Here is a 16,912-nt window from a genome sequence, read left to right as displayed (position 1 = left end):
GGGAGGAGCACATGCGCCGCATCGTCCGCAACGCCGCTGTCGCCGTCGCGCTCGGTCTCGTCCTCGCGGCCTGCGGATCCCGACTCCCGGCAAGCGATTTCGAGCAGCCGGCGCCTGGCCCGAACACCGCGGGCGGGCCCAACGTGAACGCCGCCTCGGATGTCGGCGTCACCCCCACCACCATCAAGGTCGGGATGATCGACACCGCGTCAGGACTGCTGGGCAACGAGACCTTCTCCGGCCCGATGTACGGCGCGCAGGCGTTCTTCAAGGCCCTCAACGAGAAGGGCGGCGTCAACGGCCGCACCATCGAGGTCGTGGCATGCGACGACGGCGGCATCGGCGCCGACAATCAGAAGTGCGCGCGCCAACTCGTCGACGACGACAAGGTGTTCGCCTTCGCCGGCAACAGCATCTACAACTACACCGGTGCCGAGTACATCAGTTCCAAGGGCGTCCCCGATGTCGGCGGTATCCCGGTCGGCAACGCCTACGACCAGTACCAGCACCTCTACAGCCTCTACGGCTCCAGCGCGCCCCGGAACGGCAAGGTCGGCTGGGACGGCACGCTCTTCCAGAACACCGAGATCTACCGGTACTTCAAGGAGCGCGTCGGCGCACGGACGGCGGCGGTGGTCTCGTACAACCAGCCCGACTCGGCGCGCTACGCCCAGACCATCAAGGACGGGCTGAAGGCCGAGGGATACACCGTGGTCGACAAGCAGGTCGACTTCTTCCTGGCGAACTTCGACGCGGCAGTCGTCGACATGAAGAACCGCGGCGTCGACCTCGTCTTCGACGCGATGGACACGCGCGGCAACGCGGTGCTCTGCAAGTCCATGGACGACATGGGCCTCAAGGTGCAGGCGAAGGTCTCCACGGTGCAGAGTCAGAACGCGGCGGTGGGGCGGGAGTTCAAGGACTCGCCGACCTGCCGCAACAGCATCCAGGCCACCGGGTTCAGCCGCTCGTACGAGGACGTCGACCATCCGGCCGTCGCGGAGTTCCGGGCCGCCATGCTGAAGTACTTCCCGGACCGCGAGGACCGGATGTCGCAATGGGCGCTGGAGGGTTGGGCGTCCGCGCAGTGGCTGACCGACGCCATCGCCTCCTGTGGGGCCGACGTGACGCGCAAGTGCGTCGAGGCGTTCGTGAACCGACCCGAGGGGTACGACGCGCACGGCCTGCTGATCCCGGTGGACTTCCGGCAGGAGACCGCCGAACAGGCGCAGGCGCCGCAGAAGTGGTGCACCAACGTGGTCCGTTGGCAGGACACCGCGAACGGCGGCAAGGGCGGCTGGGTCGACCAGGTCCCCGACATGGCGGCGAACTGCTCGGTGGTGCCCTCGCTTCCGTACAAGCCGTAGCGGGCTCCGGGGAAAGAACCACGCGGCGGCACGGGAGGAACCCGTACCGCCGCGCATTGAACAGCTTGTGGTGTGCCGGCGTTGCCGTCACCGGCCAGGATCGGCCGCCGTGCCTACGGGTGCGGCTTGAGCGCCGGGCAGCCCTGGGTCTTGTAGGACGCCTGGAACTCGAAGTGCCACGGCTCGTTCGCGTAGATCTGGCACCAGCCGTACGTCTTGCCCTTCGACTTCATCCACGGCTGCGCGGCGACGTTGATGTCGATCGCGTTGCCGTCGACGTGCGAGGACTCGTCGGGCGGCAGCACGCGCATACGGGCCGCCGCGGTGGAGCCCTTGTCGCGCACCTCCTGTTCCCACAGGTCCTTCTGGTGCTCGTACGACCGCTTGCCCGACGTCAGCGTCATCGTGACGCCCTCGGCCGCCATCGCCGACTTCGCCTGCTGATACGCGGTGCGCGCGCCGCCGACCAGCTTGGCCGGGTCGGTCGCCCCCGGGTCGTCGGCTATCCCGTCGTCGTCCGAGTCGGTCTTCGGCGTCTTGCTGCCGGTCGACGCACTGCCCGACGGGCTGCCGCTCGCAGACTTGGAACCGGACGGCCGACCGCTTGAGGCCCCCGTGCTCGGGCCGCCCGTGGACGGCGCCGAGGACACGGTCGAGGGCGGCGGGGCCGAGGACGGCGGGGCGCTCCCGGGCGTGGGCGACGTCGTCAGGCCCACCGATGTGGTGCTGGGCTTGTCGTCCCCGGTCAGTGTCTTCGCGGCGACCAGGCCGGCGCCGGTGAGCGCGACGGCGCCGGCGACACCCCAGATGACCAGGGCGCGGCGCCGCTTGCGGCGGCCGCCGGACCCGGACCCGGATCCGTCGTCCGAGTCGTCGCCGGAGCCGCCATAGGGCCCGTAGCCGCCGTAGCCGCCGTGCCCGCCGTCGCCACCACCGTGGCCACCGGGACCGCTTCCGCCCGGCATGTCGCCGTTCCCCGGAGCGGCTGGGGACCCGTGTGCGGCCTCCGACCCGTAGGCGTCCGTCGGCCCGGCCGCGCCCGCGTGCCCGCCGGGGCGCCCGGGGGCACCGGGGCCGGTCGGCTGCGGGGCGCCCATCGCGTACGCGCCCAGGTCCAGCTCCGGTCTGCGCTGCTCGGGGGCTGGGGACCCGGTCGGCGGCACGCCGGCCGAATGCGCCCCGGCCGACCGAGCCTGATTCGGCTGCGCGGGGTCCGGCCGTGCGTCGTTCGGCTGTGCGTGCTGCTGCTGTGCCCGGTGCGCCTGGGCGTTGTGCTGCTGCCAGTCGCGCTGTTGCGCGCCGTGCTGTTGTGCGTCGTGCGGTTGGGCGTCTTCGGGTCGTGCGCCGGACGGCCGCGGTCCCGCGGGCTGCGGGGCGGGCGGCTGCGGCGCCACCGGCATCTGGTGCACCGGTACGACCTGCGTCGGCCCGTCGTACGGCGTCTGCGGCGCGCCGCTGCTGCTCGACTCCCACGCGCTGTCGAGGTACCGGGCGGCGTCCGAGTACGACGGCTCCCGGTGCCCGCCGGGGCCGGTGTCGGCACGGTGGCGGGCGCCGCCGTGCGCGGCGTCCCGCCCGGCCTCCGGGCCCTGGTCTTGCGGTCTTTGATTCAACGTCGGATCCTCCCCGCAGGATCATTACCTATGCCGGTGTACTGCGGGGCCGTGAAGTGTCACAGGTGCGCTATGGGATACGCCACGCCGAGATGAGGCAACGCGACACGCCCGCCGGACGTACCGTCACGTACTGTCGCGAGGGTGGCGCCGGTCACCTTGTTGCGGACCGTGCGTACTCTGGGGGCGAAGCCGAACCGGCAATCTGACATGCTGCCACGCCGGGCTGGGGGTGAGGAGACCGCCATGAGTGTCGAGACGACAGCCGAGGCCGCGCGGGCCGGCGGACTCGTCGACTCCTTCGGGCGCGTCGCCACCGACCTGCGCGTCTCCCTCACCGACCGGTGCAATCTGCGCTGCACCTATTGCATGCCGGAACAGGGCCTCGACTGGCTGCCCAAGCCCGAGCTGCTCACCGACGACGAGATCGTGCGCCTGATCACGGTGGCGGTCACCCGGCTCGGCGTCACCGAGGTGCGCTTCACCGGCGGCGAACCGCTGATGCGCCGCGGGCTGGTCGGCATCATCGAGCGCGTCGCGGCCCTGGAGCCGCGGCCCAAGCAGTCGGTCACGACCAACGGCCTGGGGCTGACCAAGCTGGCGCCCGCCCTCAAGGCGGCCGGCCTGGACCGCGTCAACGTCTCACTGGACACCCTCGACCCGGAGCGTTTCCGTACGCTGACCCGCCGCGACCGCCACCACGACGTCGTCGCGGGCATGGCCGCCGCCGCGGCGGCCGGGCTGACGCCGGTCAAGGTCAACGCCGTCCTGATGCGCGGGGTCAACGAGGACGAGGCGCCGGCGCTGCTCGCGTGGTGCCTGGAGCGCGGGTACGAGCTCCGCTTCATCGAGCAGATGCCCTTGGACGCGCAGCACGGCTGGAAGCGCGAGCAGATGGTCACCGCGGAGGAGATACTGCGCGACCTTTCGGCGGCGTTCCGGCTGACCCCGGAAGGCGACGACGCGCGCGGCAGCGCACCGGCCGAACGCTGGCTGGTCGACGGGGGACCCGGCCGCGTGGGCGTGATCGGCACCGTGACGAGGCCGTTCTGCGGTGCCTGCGACCGCACCCGGCTGACCGCCGACGGCCAGATCCGCAACTGCCTCTTCGCCCGCGAGGAATCGGACCTGCGCGCGGCCCTGCGGGGCGGCGCGGACGACGCCGAGCTCGCGGACCGCTGGCGCGCCGCGATGGCGACGAAGAAGGCGGGGGCGGGCATCGACGACCCGGCGTTCCTCCAGCCGGCCCGCCCGATGTCGGCCATCGGCGGCTGAGACCACCGGGCTGACGACGCGGCCGGCCATCCGGGCGACGACGCCGACCAACGCCCCCGACTGACGACTGCCTCGGCCGCGGGCGCCCCGCCGGGACCGTCGCACAACCACCGCGCCTCCGCGCGGCCCCTCCAGGCATTCGCGCAGCCGCCCAGGGCCTACCCGCGACCGCCGTTCCGGCCCACTCACGGCCGCCGGTCGGACCTCCGCGCAGCCGTCAGGTCTTCGTGCCGCCGGTCTCCTCGGCGGCCGTCCACGCCTCGAACGCGACCGTGTCCTTCAGGAACCCGCGTACTGCGAGGAACTGCCCCAGGGTGTCCCGGTGTTCGTCGCAGGCCAGCCACGTCTTGCGGCGATCGGGCGTGTGCAGCTTCGGGTTGTTCCAGGCCAGGACCCACCGCGCGTCGACACGGCAGCCCTTCGCCGAACAGATGGGCCGTCCCGGCTCTTCGGTGGGAAACATGCCCCCAGTATCGCAAGACGGCACCCGCGTCACGCGTCGGGAACCGCGGGGCCGGGCCACCATTTCGCTGCTCTGTGTGATGAGCGTCCCCCGGCGGGGCGACCTCGCCGGTCCGCGAACTCCCGTTCGCACAAGCCCCGGACACGGGCGATGCCGGGCAGCCACGGGGGGAGCCGCCCGGCATCGCGTCGGTCGCTCCGACGGGGGATACGGAGCACGTTTTGAAGTATGGCACGTCCACGCCCGACGTGAAGCCCCATCCGGCAACGCGTGTCGAGCGATTTTGGCAGGTGCCGCGAACCTGTTCCCACCCGGTCGGCGGGCACTCGAACAACTTACTGACGGTTACCTTCTGGCGGAGCGTCAGGTCCGCCACCGGCCCCGCCGGACGGCTCACGGTGCGGTTCCCCGGCACCCGAACCGGGGGCTTTGCCGGCGCTGGTCTCACCGGATGCGGTGGTCGCCCAGACCGTCGTCCCGCGCGGCGGCGCGGCGGCCTCGTCGGGCACGATCCACGCGTCCTCCGGAACGACCGTGATGTCGTGCCGCTCGGCACTGGTGAGGACCGCGTGCGGCGGCGGTTCGATGGCCCGGTGCGCCTGCGGCGGCACCACTTGCGAGGCGGGCGGCGGATCCAGCCGGCGCGAGCGGCCGGCGTTGGCGACCACCACGGCGACGTACGGCAGCAGCAGCGCACCGGCAATCATCACCCACCGCAGAGGACCCTCCAGGACCACCGCGAGGATGAAGCACACCGTGCGGATCGACATCGACACCACGTAACGGCGCTGGCGCCCGCGCACATCCTCGGTCAGTCCTTTGCGTGCACCGCTGATCTGGTACGTCTCCGCGCGACCCGCGCGATTCACCAGCACCATGCCCACCTGCCCGCCGACGAGCCCCGGTCGACCCTGGGCCGAGGTCCTTGTCCCCACCGTACGCCGCGCCCACCCCGTGAACGAGACCGGGGGGCGCGCCTTGGCCACGAGTTTCCGATTGCCGTCCGTGCGGGTGATCCGGAAGTGCGAAGAAGGCCGCCGGGCGGCGGACGAACCGCGAACCGGCGGCGTGGGCCCAGGACTCCTGGCGGCTCCGCACCCCTCGCGGCCACCGCACCCCTTGCGGCGCAGCGCTCTCTGCGGCTCAGGTCTCCTGACGACGCAGGTACCCCGGCGGCACCGCCGGCACCAGCCACACGCCGTTGTCCGACACGCGGAACACGTGCCCGTCCGCGTGCATGCGCCCCGCGTCCACCACCAGCACCACCGGACGACCCCGGCGCGCACCCACCCGGCCGGCGGTCTCCACGTCGGGGGACAGGTGCACGTCGTGCCGGTCCATCGGGCGCAGTCCCTCGGTCATGATCGTGTCGACCACGCGGCCGACCGTGCCGTGGAACAGCAGGGCGGGCGGCTCGGCGGCGGTCAGGCCCAGCTCGACCGCGACCGTGTGCCCCTGGCTCGCGCGGATGCGGGTGCCGTCCGCCGACACCGCGAACCGCTTCTTGTCGTTGTGCTCGACCACGTGGTCGAGCTCCTCGCGGCTCACCGCGAAGCCCCGCGCGCGGCACGCCGCGAGCAGGTCGTCGATCTCCGCCCAACCGGCGGTGTCAAGGGTGATGCCGATGCGCTCCGGCTGGTGCCGGAGTGCCCTCGACAGGTATTTGGACACCTTGACCATACGTTTTTCGTCCACACGCCTCCTCGGCGCTCGCGGCTCGGGCCGGGGCGTCGGATCGGCCCCCGAACCCGGTGCGGGTGCGGGGGCCGGATCCTCAGGACGCCTGGCTCACCGAGCTCATGTTGAAGTCCGGTACGCGGAGCGGCGGCATCGCCGCCCGCGAGAAGTAGTCGCCCCACTCGCGCGGCATGGTCCGCTCGGTGGCGCCCGCCTCGGTCACCCGGCCCAGCAGGTCCACGGGCGACTCGTTGAAGCGGTAGTTGTTGACCGCGCCGACGACCTCGCCGTCCTCGACGAGGTAGACCCCGTCGCGCGTCAGGCCGGTCAGCAGCAGGGTCTGCGGGTCCACCTCGCGGATGTACCACAGGCAGGTGAGCAGCAGCCCGCGCTTGGTCGAGGCGACCATATCGGCCAGTGACCGGTCGGCGCCTCCGCTTTCCAGCACCAGGTTGTCGATGTCGGGCGCGGCGGGCAGGCCGGCCAGCGCGGCCGAGTGGCGGCTCGCCGGGAGGGTCGACAGCACACCGTCCGCGATCCACGAAGTCGGCTGCAGCGCAAAGCCGTTGTCGAACACCGACGACGTGTCGCCGGACGCGGCCGCGGTGCTGAACGGCGCGCACTCCAGGCCCGGGTACGCGGGGTCGCTGCGCAGCGTCAGCGGCAGCGACGACAGCTTCTCGCCCACCCGCGTCCCGCCGCCCGGCTTGCTGAACACCGTGCGGCCCTCGTGCGCGTCGCGCGCACCCGCCGACCAGGCGAGGTAGATCATCAGGTCCGCCACCGCGCTCGGCGGCAGCAGCGTCTCGTAGCGTCCGGCCGGCAGGTCGACGCGGCGGGCCGCCCAGGCGACGCGCTGCTCCAGCTCCGCCTCGGCGCGCGCGACGTCCACGTCGGTGAAGTCGCGCGTCGCCACGCCCGCCCACGCCGAGCGGGACATGTCGGCGGACTTCGCGTTGAGCTCGAAGGTGCCGGTGGGCTGGTCGTGCCGGGCGCGCAGGCCCGCCGAGTTGCCCACGTACCTCGACGACACCTCGTGCGAGGCGAACCCGTACAGCCGGCGGCCGCCGGCCCGGGCCCGCGCGAAGGCCTCGCCCAACGCCGGGGCGAACTCGCGGAACACTTCGATGGATGTGCCCGCGGGCGGCTCGTCGAAGCCGGCCGCGAACTCGGTGCCGCCCACCAGGGGATTCGCGTCCTCGGCGGGTCCGGCGCCGCGCGCCGCCTCCTCGGCGGCGCGCACCAGGCCCTCCAGATCGGCGGGTGTGACGCCGCTGCGCGAGACCACGCCCGAGGCCGTGCCCTCGGCGCCGTCGACCGTCGCGATCACGGTCACCTGGCGGCTGTGCGTGAGCCCGTTGGTGGTCAGCGCGTTGCCGGCCCAACGCAGGTTCGCGGTGCCGGACTCCTGCGCGATCACCACGCAGCCGTCCGTACGCGACAGTTCGAGCGCGCGCTCGACGATCTCGCCGGGCTTCGTCACCGTGGTCGTGTCCGTCAACGCCCCGCCTCCTGAACCGTGTTGAGCACCCGCACGCCCCGGAAGAGCGCCGACGGGCATCCGTGGCCGACCGCCGCGACCTGACCGGGCTGCGCCTTGCCGCAGTTGAAGGCGCCGCCGAAGACGTACGTCGACTCGCCGCCGAGCGCCTCCATCGACCCCCAGAAATCCGTGGTGGTCGCCTGGTACGCGAAGTCCTTGACCTGGCCCGCGAGTCGGCCGTTCTCGATGCGGTAAGCGCGCTGGCCGGTGAACTGGAAGTTGTAGCGCTGCATGTCGATCGACCACGACTTGTCGCCGACGATGTAGAGGCCGCGCTCGACACCGCCGATCAGGTCGGCGGTCGACCGGTCCTCCGCGGCCGGGCGCAGCGAGACGTTCGCCATGCGCTGGACCGGGACGTGCGACGGCGAGTCGGCGAACGCGCAGCCGTTGGACCGGCCGAAGCCCTTCATCCGGGCCATGTTGCGGTCGAGCTGGTAGCCCACCAGCACGCCGTCCTTGACCAGGTCCCAGCTCTGCGTCGCCACGCCCTCGTCGTCGTAGCCGACGGTCGCGAGGCCGTGTTCGGCGGTGCGGTCGCCGGTGACGTGCATGATCTCGGAGCCGTACTTGAGCGTGCCGAGCTTGTCGAACGTCGCGAAGGAGGTTCCCGCGTACGCCGCCTCGTAGCCCAGCGCGCGGTCCAGCTCGGTGGCGTGGCCGATCGACTCGTGGATCGTCAGCCACAGGTTGCCCGGGTCGATGACGAGGTCGTACGCGCCCGCCTCGACGGACGGCGCCGCGACCCGTTCGGCGAGCAGCGACGGCAGCTCGGACAGCTCCGCCTTCCAGTCCCAGCCGGTGCCGGTCAGGTACTCCCAACCGCGGCCGACCGGCGGCGCGATCGTGCGCATCGACTCGAACGCGCCGCCGGTGACGGCGACCGCGGTGAGCTGCGGGTGCAGGCGTACGCGCTGCTGCGTGGTGGTGGTGCCCGCGGTGTCCGCGTAGAACTTGTTCTCCTGCACCGCCATGAGCGACGCGTCGACGTGGTCCACGCCGTCGGCCGCGAGCAGGTCGCGGCTCCACTGCGCGAGCAGCGCGATGCGGTCGGCCTCCGCGACGTCGAACGGGTTGACCTCGTAGGAGGACACCCATACCGCGTCCTCGTACACCGGCTCCGGGGCGAGCTCGACGAGGTCGTCCGGCCCCGCGCCGGACGCCTGCGCGATCGACCGCGACACGCGGGCGACCGCGACCGCCTCCTCGGCGATGCGCACCGCGGCGTCCACGGTCAGATCGACGCCGGCCGCGAAGCCCCAGGCACCCTCGTGCACGACCCGCACCGCGAACCCGACGTCGGTCGAGTCGAGCGACGTCTCGGTACGCCCGTCGCGCAGCCTCAGGTGCGCGTCACGGATGCGCTCCAGGCGGAAGTCCGCGTGGGCGGCACCGAGTTCGCGGGCCCGCCCGAGGGCGGCGTCCGCGAGGCGGCGCAGCGGATAGGCCTCGAAGGCCGGATCGATCGGGTGCGGCACGGGCTGCTCACCTGTCTTTCTGCTGCTCTGGAACCAGGGCACGCGCTGTCCGGAAGTCAATCACGGGGGAGGCGGCCGCAGCCGCCGATTTCGGGCGTGCGCCGGCACGCGGCGGTTGGCGACTTCCCACAGCCGCGGGCCGGATCTTCTTGTCGAGGGCGATTCCACGTACCGCGCCGTGGACCGATACGGTCGACGGACCCGTACAGCGACGTATAAGGAGTGATCCGTTGAGCCGGTCCGTACTGGTCACCGGAGGCAACCGGGGCATCGGCCTGGCGATCGCGAGGGCCTTCGCGGCGGAAGGCGACAAGGTCGCGGTCACGTCGCGGTCCGGCGAGGCGCCCGAGGGACTGTTCGGTGTCAAGTGCGACATCACCGACCCCGAGCAGGTCGAGCAGGCCTTCAAGGAGGTCGAGGCGCACCAGGGCAACGTCGAGGTCCTGATCGCGAACGCCGGCATCACCAAGGACACGCTCCTGCTGCGCATGAGCGAGGACGACTTCACCGAGGTCGTCGACACCAACCTCACCGGCACGTTCCGGGTGGTCAAGCGCGCGAGCAAGGGCATGCTGCGGGCCCGCAAGGGCCGCATCGTGCTGATCTCGTCGGTCGTCGGGCTGCTCGGCTCGGCGGGCCAGGCCAACTACGCGGCGTCGAAGGCCGGCCTCGTCGGCTTCGCCCGCTCCCTCGCCCGCGAACTGGGTTCGCGCAACATCACCACCAACGTGGTCGCGCCCGGCTTCGTCGACACGGCCATGACCGAGGTGCTCGGCGAGGACCGCAAGGCCGAGATCCTGGCGCAGGTGCCGCTCGGCCGATACGCGAGCACGGAGGAGGTCGCGGGCGTGGTCCGCTTCCTGGCCTCGGACGCCGCGTCGTACATCACCGGAGCTGTCATCCCTGTTGACGGCGGACTTGGAATGGGGCACTGACACATGGGTGACCTTCTGGTCGGCAAGCGCATTCTTGTCACCGGCGTCCTGACGGACGCCTCGATCGCCTTCCACGTCGCGCGCCTCGCGCAGGAGGAAGGCGCCGAGGTCGTGCTCACCGGGTTCGGCCGCCTGTCGCTGGTCAACCGGATCGCCGGCCGACTGCCCAAGCCGGCACCGGTGATCGAGCTGGACGTGACGAACCAGGAGCACCTGGACGCCCTCGCGGACAACGTGCGCCAGCACGTCGACGGCCTCGACGGCGTCGTGCACTCCGTCGCGTTCGGCCCGCAGGACGCGCTGGGCGGGAACTTCCTGAACACGACGTACGAGGACGTCTCGACGGCCGTGCACGTGTCCGCGTTCTCGCTCAAGTCGCTGACGATGGCCACGCTGCCGCTGAAGCCGAAGGACGGCTCGCTGTCGGTCGTCGGCCTGGACTTCGACGCGCAGGTGGCGTGGCCGGGGTACGACTGGATGGGCGTCGCCAAGGCCGGTCTGGAGGCGACCTCCCGCTACCTGGCGAAGTACCTCGGCGAGCAGAATGTGCGGGTCAACCTCGTCTCGGCCGGGCCGGTCAAGACGATGGCGGCCCGCTCGATTCCCGGCTTCGACCGGTTCGAGGGCGTCTGGAACGAGAAGGCCCCGCTGGGCTGGGACCTCAACGACCCGGAGCCCGCGGCGCGCGGGGTCGTGGGACTGCTGTCGGACTGGTTCCCGAAGACGACGGGCGAGGTGGTCCACGTCGACGGCGGCCTGCACGCCATGGGCGCCTGACACCGCATCACACGAGACCCGCGAACCCGGCCCGCAGGGCGGGTTCGCGGGTCTTTGTGCGCGGTCGACCCGCTCCGCCGGCCGCGCGGAGGCACTCGCCCGGGTCCCCGCACCGCACGGCCCCGCGGCGTCGTCCCGTTTCGCAACCCCCGGGCGATCGGCACCGCGGCGTCTGGGAGACTCGTGGTATGTCCGCATCACCGTCGCAGCCCCGGCCCGCCAAGGGCGAGTCCTCCAAGGAGCGCTACGCGCGTGCCGTCGCGGCACGCAAGGCGCGGGAGGACCAGGCGCGCGCCGCGGAGCTGGAGGCGCGCCGGGCACGGGCCGAGGCCGAGGCCGCCGATCTCGCGGCTCGCGGGGACGAGGGGTTCACCCCCGTCCTCGGGCCGCCGGACCCGGACAAGCCGGCCAGTCGCGCCATGCTCGGGATCCTCGGCGCCATGCTGCTGATCACCGGGATCATCTCGCTGATCGCGACGCTCGTGAGCTGACACCCCGTCCGACGTACGCCCCTGTGTGCCGCTGCTGACGAAAGGTCAGCAAACCGTGCACCAGGGGCGTTTCGCGCTATCCGGATAACCGGGTGGTCGAAATGATCATGATCGCCCAGGATCGCCCAGGCGACACGTCAACGAGTCGACCCCTTCCGGCGCCACCCGACCCCTAGGGGGTGGGGTTAGCCCTACCTCGGCTACGGGCGCCCACACCCGAGCGATACGGCAGTCCGCCGGATGGGGCCGCGCGCCCCCGGCTCGTAGCGTCGTACCGACAGCACGGGAACCACCGACTCGGGGCGGTTCCGCCGCGTACGCACACGCGACGAAGGAGAACAAACCCATGGCACGCAGGCGCAATCTCGCCGCCTCGATGGGCGGATGGAGCGCGAGGAATCGCAAGACGGCAGTGGCCGCCTGGCTGCTTTTCGTGGTCCTCTCCGTCGTCATCGGCGGCATGCTCGGATCGAAGGAACTGAAGGACTCGGACATGACCCCGGGGGAGTCCGGGCGCGCCGAGAAGATCATCGAGGACGCCGGGGTGGAGGACCCCTCCAGCGAGATGCTGCTGTTCACCAGCGCATCCGTCGCCGCGCAGGACCCGGGCTTCAAGGCCGCCGTGGACGACGTCCTCGCCAAGGTGCAGGCCAGCGGCGTCGTCGAGAACATCCGCTCGCCGTACACGGCGGAAGGCGCCATCTCGGCGGACGGCAAGTCGGCCCTCGCCCAGTTCGACGTCATGGGCAAGCCCGACGACGCGGTCGACAAGCTCGCCCCGATCCTGGACGCGGTCAAGGCCGGCCAGGCCGCCCACCCCGACCTGAAGATCGAGCAGCTCGGCGACGCCACGTCCGAGAAGTGGTTCGACGACACGATCGGCAACGACTTCAAGACCGCCGAGTGGACCGCCGTCCCGCTCGCCCTCGGCATCCTGCTCATCGCGTTCGGCGCGGTCGTCGCGGCCCTGCTGCCGGTGGTCCTGGCACTCACTGCGTTCATCGCGGCCAGCATGGGCCTGCTCGTCCTGGCGAGCCGGCTGGTCCCGACCGAGGACGTCACCATGTCGGTGATGCTGCTCATCGGCCTCGCGGTCGGCGTCGACTACTGCCTCTTCTACATCCGGCGCGAGCGTGAGGAGCGCGCGAAGGGCCGCGACCCGGAGCGCGCGCTGGCCATCGCCGCCGCGACGTCCGGCCGTTCGGTGCTGATCTCGGGCGTCACCGTCATGGTCGCGATGGCGGGCATGATGTTCACCGGCCTGGGCCAGTTCCAGTCGATGGCGATGGGCACCATCATCGTGGTCTTCACCGCGATGCTCGGCTCGGTCACCGTGCTGCCCGCGCTGCTGTCGATGCTCGGCGACAAGGTCGACGCCGGCAAGATCCCCGGCCTGGGCCGCATGCGCCGCCCGTCCCCCGACGGCGGCAAGTTCTGGGGCGCGATCCTGCGCACCGTGCTCAAGCGTCCGCTCGCCTGGACCGTGGTCGCCGGCGGCCTGCTGATCGCGCTGACGATCCCCGCCCTCGACATGAAGCTGTCGCTGCTGCCGCTCGACAAGGAACTGCCCAAGAGCGAGCCGATCGTCCAGACGTACAAGCACGTCAACGAGAAGTTCCCCGGAGGCCCGGCGCCCGCGCAGGTCGTGATCTCCGCCGACGACATCAACGCCGCCGGATTCCAGGCCGCGCTGACCGACTTCAAGAAGCGCGTCGCCGACAACCCGACGCTGTTCACGAACCAGATCGAGGTCCGCACCTTCCCGGACAAGAACGACGTCATGCAGATCAACGTGCCGTTCACCGGCGCGGACGACGGCAAGTCGCTCAGCACGCTGCGCGACGACGTGGTACCCGCCACGTTCGGCAAGGTCGAGGGTGTCGACGCCCCGGTCGCCGGCGACTACGCGGAGACCAAGGACTTCAACCACCAGCTCGACAAGACCACGCCGATCGCCTTCGGCTTCGTGCTCCTGTTCGCCTTCCTGCTGATGCTCGTGTCGTTCCGCTCGCTCGCCATCGCGCTGACGGCGATCGTCCTGAACCTGCTGTCGGTGGGCGCCGCCTACGGTGTGCTCGCACTGGTCTTCCAGCACGGCTACGGCGACTTCCTGGTCGGCACGGACGCACCGGGCGCGATCACCTCGTGGCTGCCGCTGTTCCTCTTCGTGGTGCTGTTCGGCCTCTCGATGGACTACCACGTCTTCGTCGTCAGCCGGATCCGCGAGGCGTACGACAAGGGCATGAGCACCAACGACGCGGTGGCCTTCGGGGTGCGCAGCACCGCCGGCGTCGTCACCAGCGCCGCGGTGATCATGGTGGCGGTGTTCGCGGTCTTCGGCACCCTGTCCATGCAGCAGATGAAGCAGATGGGCGTCGGCCTCGCGGTCGCGGTCCTGCTGGACGCCACGATCATCCGCGCGATCCTGCTGCCGGCCGTCATGGGCCTGCTGGGCGAGCGCAACTGGTACCTGCCGAAGTGGCTGGGCTGGCTGCCGCAGATGGACCACGGCGCGGGCGAGGACGACGAGGTCGCGACGCCGCACCGTGAGCCGGTGCTCGCGGGGGCCCACGCGGCGCCGTACCAGCCCGGCTACGGCGACCCGTACGGCCAGGACGGGCACGACGTCTCCGGCTCCTCCCGGATCCCGAGGCCGCCGGTCGGCTGACGATCGGTCGACGGTCGGCAGACGGTCGAACACAGTGTCACAACGCGGCGGGTCCCGACCCTTGAGGGTCGGGACCCGCCGTGCATGTCCCCGGAATTCTGAGAGGCTGGATCCCATGGCATCGCAGCGACAGCGCACACTGGTGGTGGTCAGGCACGCGAAGGCGGACTGGCCCGACGTCCCGGACCACGAAAGGCCTCTGGCGGACCGTGGCAGGCAGGACGCCCCGCAGATCGGCAACTGGCTCGTCGGGCAGCGCGTGCACCCGGACCACGTGGTCTGCTCGACCGCGCAGCGCACCCGCGAGACCTGGAAGCTCATGGGCAAGGTGTTCGATCCGAAGCCGCACACCAGCTACGACGACCGCCTCTACGACGCCTCGGCGCAGGCCCTGCTCTACGTCGTGCAGGAGACCCCCGACGACGTCGACACCCTCGTCCTGATCGGCCACAACCCGGGCGTCGCCACGCTGGTGTCCGCCCTCGCGGGCAGCTCGGACGGCGACGCGCTGGAACGCGCCCGCGAGAAGTACGCGACGTCGGGCATCGCGCTCATGCGCTTCGAGGGCACCTGGGGGGACCTCAACGAAAAGGGCGCGCACCTGGCGGCCTTCGAGACACCCCGGGCCTGACCGCCTCGGGCGGCGCGCGCCGCGCGCCGCCCCCGTCGGTCAGCCGCCGTCCGCGGCGTCCGCGGCCTCGACCTCTTCACGGGTCAGGCCCAGCAGGAACAGGACGGTGTCCAGGAACGGGACGTTCACCGCGGTGTCGGCGGCCTGGCGTACCACCGGCTTGGCGTTGAACGCGACACCCAGGCCCGCCGTGTTGAGCATGTCGAGGTCGTTGGCGCCGTCGCCGATCGCCACGGTCGCCGACAGCGGTACGCCCGCCGCCACCGCGAACCGCTCCAGCATGCGGGCCTTGCCCGGACGGTCCACGATCTCGCCGATCACGTGCCCGGTGAGCCTGCCGTCCACGACCTCCAGCGTGTTCGCCGCCGAGTAGTCGAGCCCGAGCCGTTCCACGAGGACATCGGTGACCTGCGTGAAGCCGCCCGAGACGATGCCGACCTGGTAGCCGAGGCGCTTGAGCGTGCGTACGAGGGTCCGCGCGCCGGGAGTCAGCTCCACCTGCTCGCGCACCGCGTCGATCGCGGACGCGTCGAGGCCCGCCAGAAGCGCCACGCGCGCCCGCAGCGACTCGGCGAAGTCCAACTCGCCGCGCATCGCGGCGGCCGTCACCTCGGCCACCTCGTCGAGACAGCCCGCGTGCGCCGCGAGCAGTTCGATGACCTCGCCCTGGATGAGCGTCGAGTCGACGTCCATGACCACCAGGCGCTTCGCCCGCCGCAGCAACCCCGCCGGCTGGACCGCCACATCGATGAGCCGGGCCGCCGCCTCCGGCGCGAGCTCCGCACGGAGCTTGTCCGTCTCCACCCCGGAGACCTGCAACTCGATCGCGGTGACCGGGTACTTCGCGAGCCGGAAAATGCGGTCGATGTTGGCGCCCGTCGCGGCGATGCGTCCCGCTATGGCGGCGACCGCGTCGGCGGTGAGCGGATGCCCGAGCACCGTCACGTGCGAGCGCCCCTCACCACGCGGACGGTTGTCGCCGCTGCCCGAGATGATCTCGATGTCCAGCCGCTCGCCCTCGGCCCAACGGTGCAGCCGCGCCCGGAGCTCGCCGTCCTCGGCCGGCGCGGGCACCAGAACACACAGGGTCAGACGGCCCCGCGTGACGGTCTGCTCGATGTCGACGACCTCAAGACCCTGGCCCGCCAACGTCTCGAAAAGCGACGAGGTGATCCCGGGATGGTCCTTACCGAAGATCTTCACGAGCAGCGTACGGGTCGCGACGTCCATGAACGATCACGGTACCCGTCCCCCCACAACCCCCGTCGCACGGTCCCGATGGGTGGACACCAACCCCCCACGCAGCGCCACCCCAGAAGCCGCCTCCCCACAACCACCAGCCACCACCCCCGCCCACCCATCCCGCCCCCACCGCCCCGACCCCAAACTCACAGGGCCTTTCCACCCCGTGAGGGCGCCTCCCCACAACGGTCAGCCAGCCCGCCCCAACCGACCCATCCCGCCCCCACCGAACCGGGCCCACACTCACGGGGCATTTCCGTCTCAGGGGGCGCCGGCCACAACGACCAGCCGCCCCCGCCGACCCATCCCGCCCCCACCGACCCGACCCACAACTCACGAGGCATTTCCGCCCCGTTAGGGGTGCCTCCCCACAACGACTAACCACCCTCGCCCGCCACCGCACACTCCCCGCCCCAGCCCCAAGGCCCCCCGGAGCCGTTCCGCCCGGGGAGGGCGCCCCCACACAACGGTCAGCCAGCCCCGCCCATCCCGCCCCCGCCGACCTGGCCCCACACTCACGGGGCATTTCCGCCTCAGGAGGGTGCCGCCCACAAGGGTCAGCCCCAGCCGCCCATCCCGCCCCCCGCCGACCCGGCCAAACTCACGAGGCATTTCCCCCTTGGGGTGCTTCACACAGGGGGATTCAAAGCTCACAAAACAATCACCGCGGTTGCCGCCATCTATAGCGCGGTTCCGCCCGTGTCGGTGCCGCGCCCCCACGCGGCCGGAGGCCGCCGGAAGGTGTCGGTATG

At 71.5% G+C, this 16,912-nt stretch carries 14 protein-coding genes; 7 read left to right on the top strand and 7 right to left on the bottom strand.

Translation table 11 applies throughout. The annotated features are described in order from the left end of the window. Positions 1-11 precede the first annotated feature (11 nt). Positions 12-1,367, top strand: coding sequence for an ABC transporter substrate-binding protein (locus tag AB0C36_RS03575; protein WP_358348597.1), 1,356 nt, complete (start codon positions 12-14; stop codon positions 1,365-1,367). Between the two features lie 113 nt (positions 1,368-1,480). Here AB0C36_RS03575 and AB0C36_RS03570 read toward each other — a convergent pair whose 3' ends face one another. Next, complete coding sequence (locus AB0C36_RS03570) at positions 1,481-2,980, bottom strand: D-alanyl-D-alanine carboxypeptidase family protein (protein WP_358348594.1); 1,500 nt, start codon at positions 2,978-2,980, stop codon at positions 1,481-1,483. Between the two features lie 246 nt (positions 2,981-3,226). Here AB0C36_RS03570 and moaA point away from each other — a divergent pair, with 246 nt between their 5' ends. Then, complete coding sequence (gene moaA / locus AB0C36_RS03565; protein ID WP_358348591.1) at positions 3,227-4,255, top strand: GTP 3',8-cyclase MoaA; 1,029 nt, start codon at positions 3,227-3,229, stop codon at positions 4,253-4,255. Positions 4,256-4,472: 217 nt separating this feature from the next. On the opposite strand, the gene AB0C36_RS03560 is transcribed toward moaA, so the two are convergent. From AB0C36_RS03560 to AB0C36_RS03540, 5 genes are all read right to left on the bottom strand, one after another. Beyond that, a complete protein-coding gene (locus AB0C36_RS03560) occupies positions 4,473-4,718 on the bottom strand; it encodes a hypothetical protein (protein ID WP_358348588.1) in 246 nt (81 codons plus the stop codon). A gap of 335 nt (positions 4,719-5,053) precedes the next feature. Next, positions 5,054-5,596 carry a DUF3099 domain-containing protein gene (locus AB0C36_RS03555; protein WP_358348585.1) on the bottom strand — a complete coding sequence of 181 codons (543 nt, stop codon included), beginning with the start codon at positions 5,594-5,596 and terminating at the stop codon, positions 5,054-5,056. A 265-nt stretch (positions 5,597-5,861) separates the two neighbouring features. Further along, positions 5,862-6,398, bottom strand: a complete 537-nt coding sequence (locus AB0C36_RS03550; protein WP_358348847.1) for an RNA 2'-phosphotransferase — start codon at positions 6,396-6,398, stop codon at positions 5,862-5,864. 94 nt (positions 6,399-6,492) lie between these two features. After that, the gene (locus AB0C36_RS03545) at positions 6,493-7,896 is read right to left on the bottom strand and encodes a metallopeptidase TldD-related protein (protein WP_358348582.1); all 1,404 of its coding nucleotides are present in this window, start codon (positions 7,894-7,896) and stop codon (positions 6,493-6,495) included. Further along, positions 7,893-9,416 carry a TldD/PmbA family protein gene (locus tag AB0C36_RS03540; RefSeq protein ID WP_358348580.1) on the bottom strand — a complete coding sequence of 508 codons (1,524 nt, stop codon included), beginning with the start codon at positions 9,414-9,416 and terminating at the stop codon, positions 7,893-7,895. The genes AB0C36_RS03545 and AB0C36_RS03540 overlap by 4 nt, the downstream gene beginning before the upstream one ends. Before the next feature lie 230 nt (positions 9,417-9,646). Between AB0C36_RS03540 and fabG the strand changes: the two genes are divergently transcribed. The 5 genes from fabG (at position 9,647) to AB0C36_RS03515 (ending at position 14,918) form a co-directional block, all read left to right on the top strand. Further along, positions 9,647-10,351 (top strand): 3-oxoacyl-[acyl-carrier-protein] reductase, encoded by a 705-nt coding sequence (fabG, locus tag AB0C36_RS03535; protein ID WP_358348577.1) that lies wholly within the window; start codon positions 9,647-9,649, stop codon positions 10,349-10,351. 3 nt (positions 10,352-10,354) lie between these two features. Then, positions 10,355-11,128, top strand: coding sequence for an enoyl-ACP reductase FabI (gene fabI / locus AB0C36_RS03530; RefSeq protein WP_358348574.1), 774 nt, complete (start codon positions 10,355-10,357; stop codon positions 11,126-11,128). Positions 11,129-11,316: 188 nt separating this feature from the next. Continuing rightward, positions 11,317-11,619, top strand: a complete 303-nt coding sequence (locus AB0C36_RS03525; RefSeq protein WP_358348571.1) for a hypothetical protein — start codon at positions 11,317-11,319, stop codon at positions 11,617-11,619. 346 nt (positions 11,620-11,965) lie between these two features. After that, on the top strand, positions 11,966-14,287 hold the full coding sequence (locus tag AB0C36_RS03520) for an MMPL family transporter (RefSeq protein WP_358348568.1): 2,322 nt from the start codon (positions 11,966-11,968) through the stop codon (positions 14,285-14,287). A 115-nt stretch (positions 14,288-14,402) separates the two neighbouring features. Further along, positions 14,403-14,918: a SixA phosphatase family protein gene (locus AB0C36_RS03515; RefSeq protein WP_358348565.1), complete on the top strand. Its 516-nt coding sequence runs from the start codon at positions 14,403-14,405 to the stop codon at positions 14,916-14,918. Between the two features lie 39 nt (positions 14,919-14,957). On the opposite strand, the gene serB is transcribed toward AB0C36_RS03515, so the two are convergent. After that, positions 14,958-16,148, bottom strand: a complete 1,191-nt coding sequence (gene serB / locus AB0C36_RS03510) for a phosphoserine phosphatase SerB (protein WP_358348562.1) — start codon at positions 16,146-16,148, stop codon at positions 14,958-14,960. Positions 16,149-16,912: the final 764 nt, after the last annotated feature.

The organism is Streptodolium elevatio (assembly GCF_040649515.1).
GTDB lineage: Bacteria > Actinomycetota > Actinomycetes > Streptomycetales > Streptomycetaceae > Yinghuangia > Yinghuangia elevatio.
The sequence above is the reverse complement of the archived record's forward strand: the minus strand, read 5'-3'. Positions and strand labels throughout refer to the sequence as shown.

Coding starts and splice junctions, on each gene's coding strand:
- AB0C36_RS03555 (WP_358348585.1), bottom strand. CDS start 5,596: ATGGTGCTGGTGAATCGCGCGGGTCGCGCGGAGACGTACCAGATCAGC.
- fabI (WP_358348574.1), top strand. CDS start 10,355: ATGGGTGACCTTCTGGTCGGCAAGCGCATTCTTGTCACCGGCGTCCTG.
- AB0C36_RS03515 (WP_358348565.1), top strand. CDS start 14,403: ATGGCATCGCAGCGACAGCGCACACTGGTGGTGGTCAGGCACGCGAAG.
- serB (WP_358348562.1), bottom strand. CDS start 16,148: ATGGACGTCGCGACCCGTACGCTGCTCGTGAAGATCTTCGGTAAGGAC.
- AB0C36_RS03550 (WP_358348847.1), bottom strand. CDS start 6,398: ATGGTCAAGGTGTCCAAATACCTGTCGAGGGCACTCCGGCACCAGCCG.
- moaA (WP_358348591.1), top strand. CDS start 3,227: ATGAGTGTCGAGACGACAGCCGAGGCCGCGCGGGCCGGCGGACTCGTC.
- AB0C36_RS03520 (WP_358348568.1), top strand. CDS start 11,966: ATGGCACGCAGGCGCAATCTCGCCGCCTCGATGGGCGGATGGAGCGCG.
- AB0C36_RS03525 (WP_358348571.1), top strand. CDS start 11,317: ATGTCCGCATCACCGTCGCAGCCCCGGCCCGCCAAGGGCGAGTCCTCC.
- AB0C36_RS03575 (WP_358348597.1), top strand. CDS start 12: ATGCGCCGCATCGTCCGCAACGCCGCTGTCGCCGTCGCGCTCGGTCTC.
- AB0C36_RS03560 (WP_358348588.1), bottom strand. CDS start 4,718: ATGTTTCCCACCGAAGAGCCGGGACGGCCCATCTGTTCGGCGAAGGGC.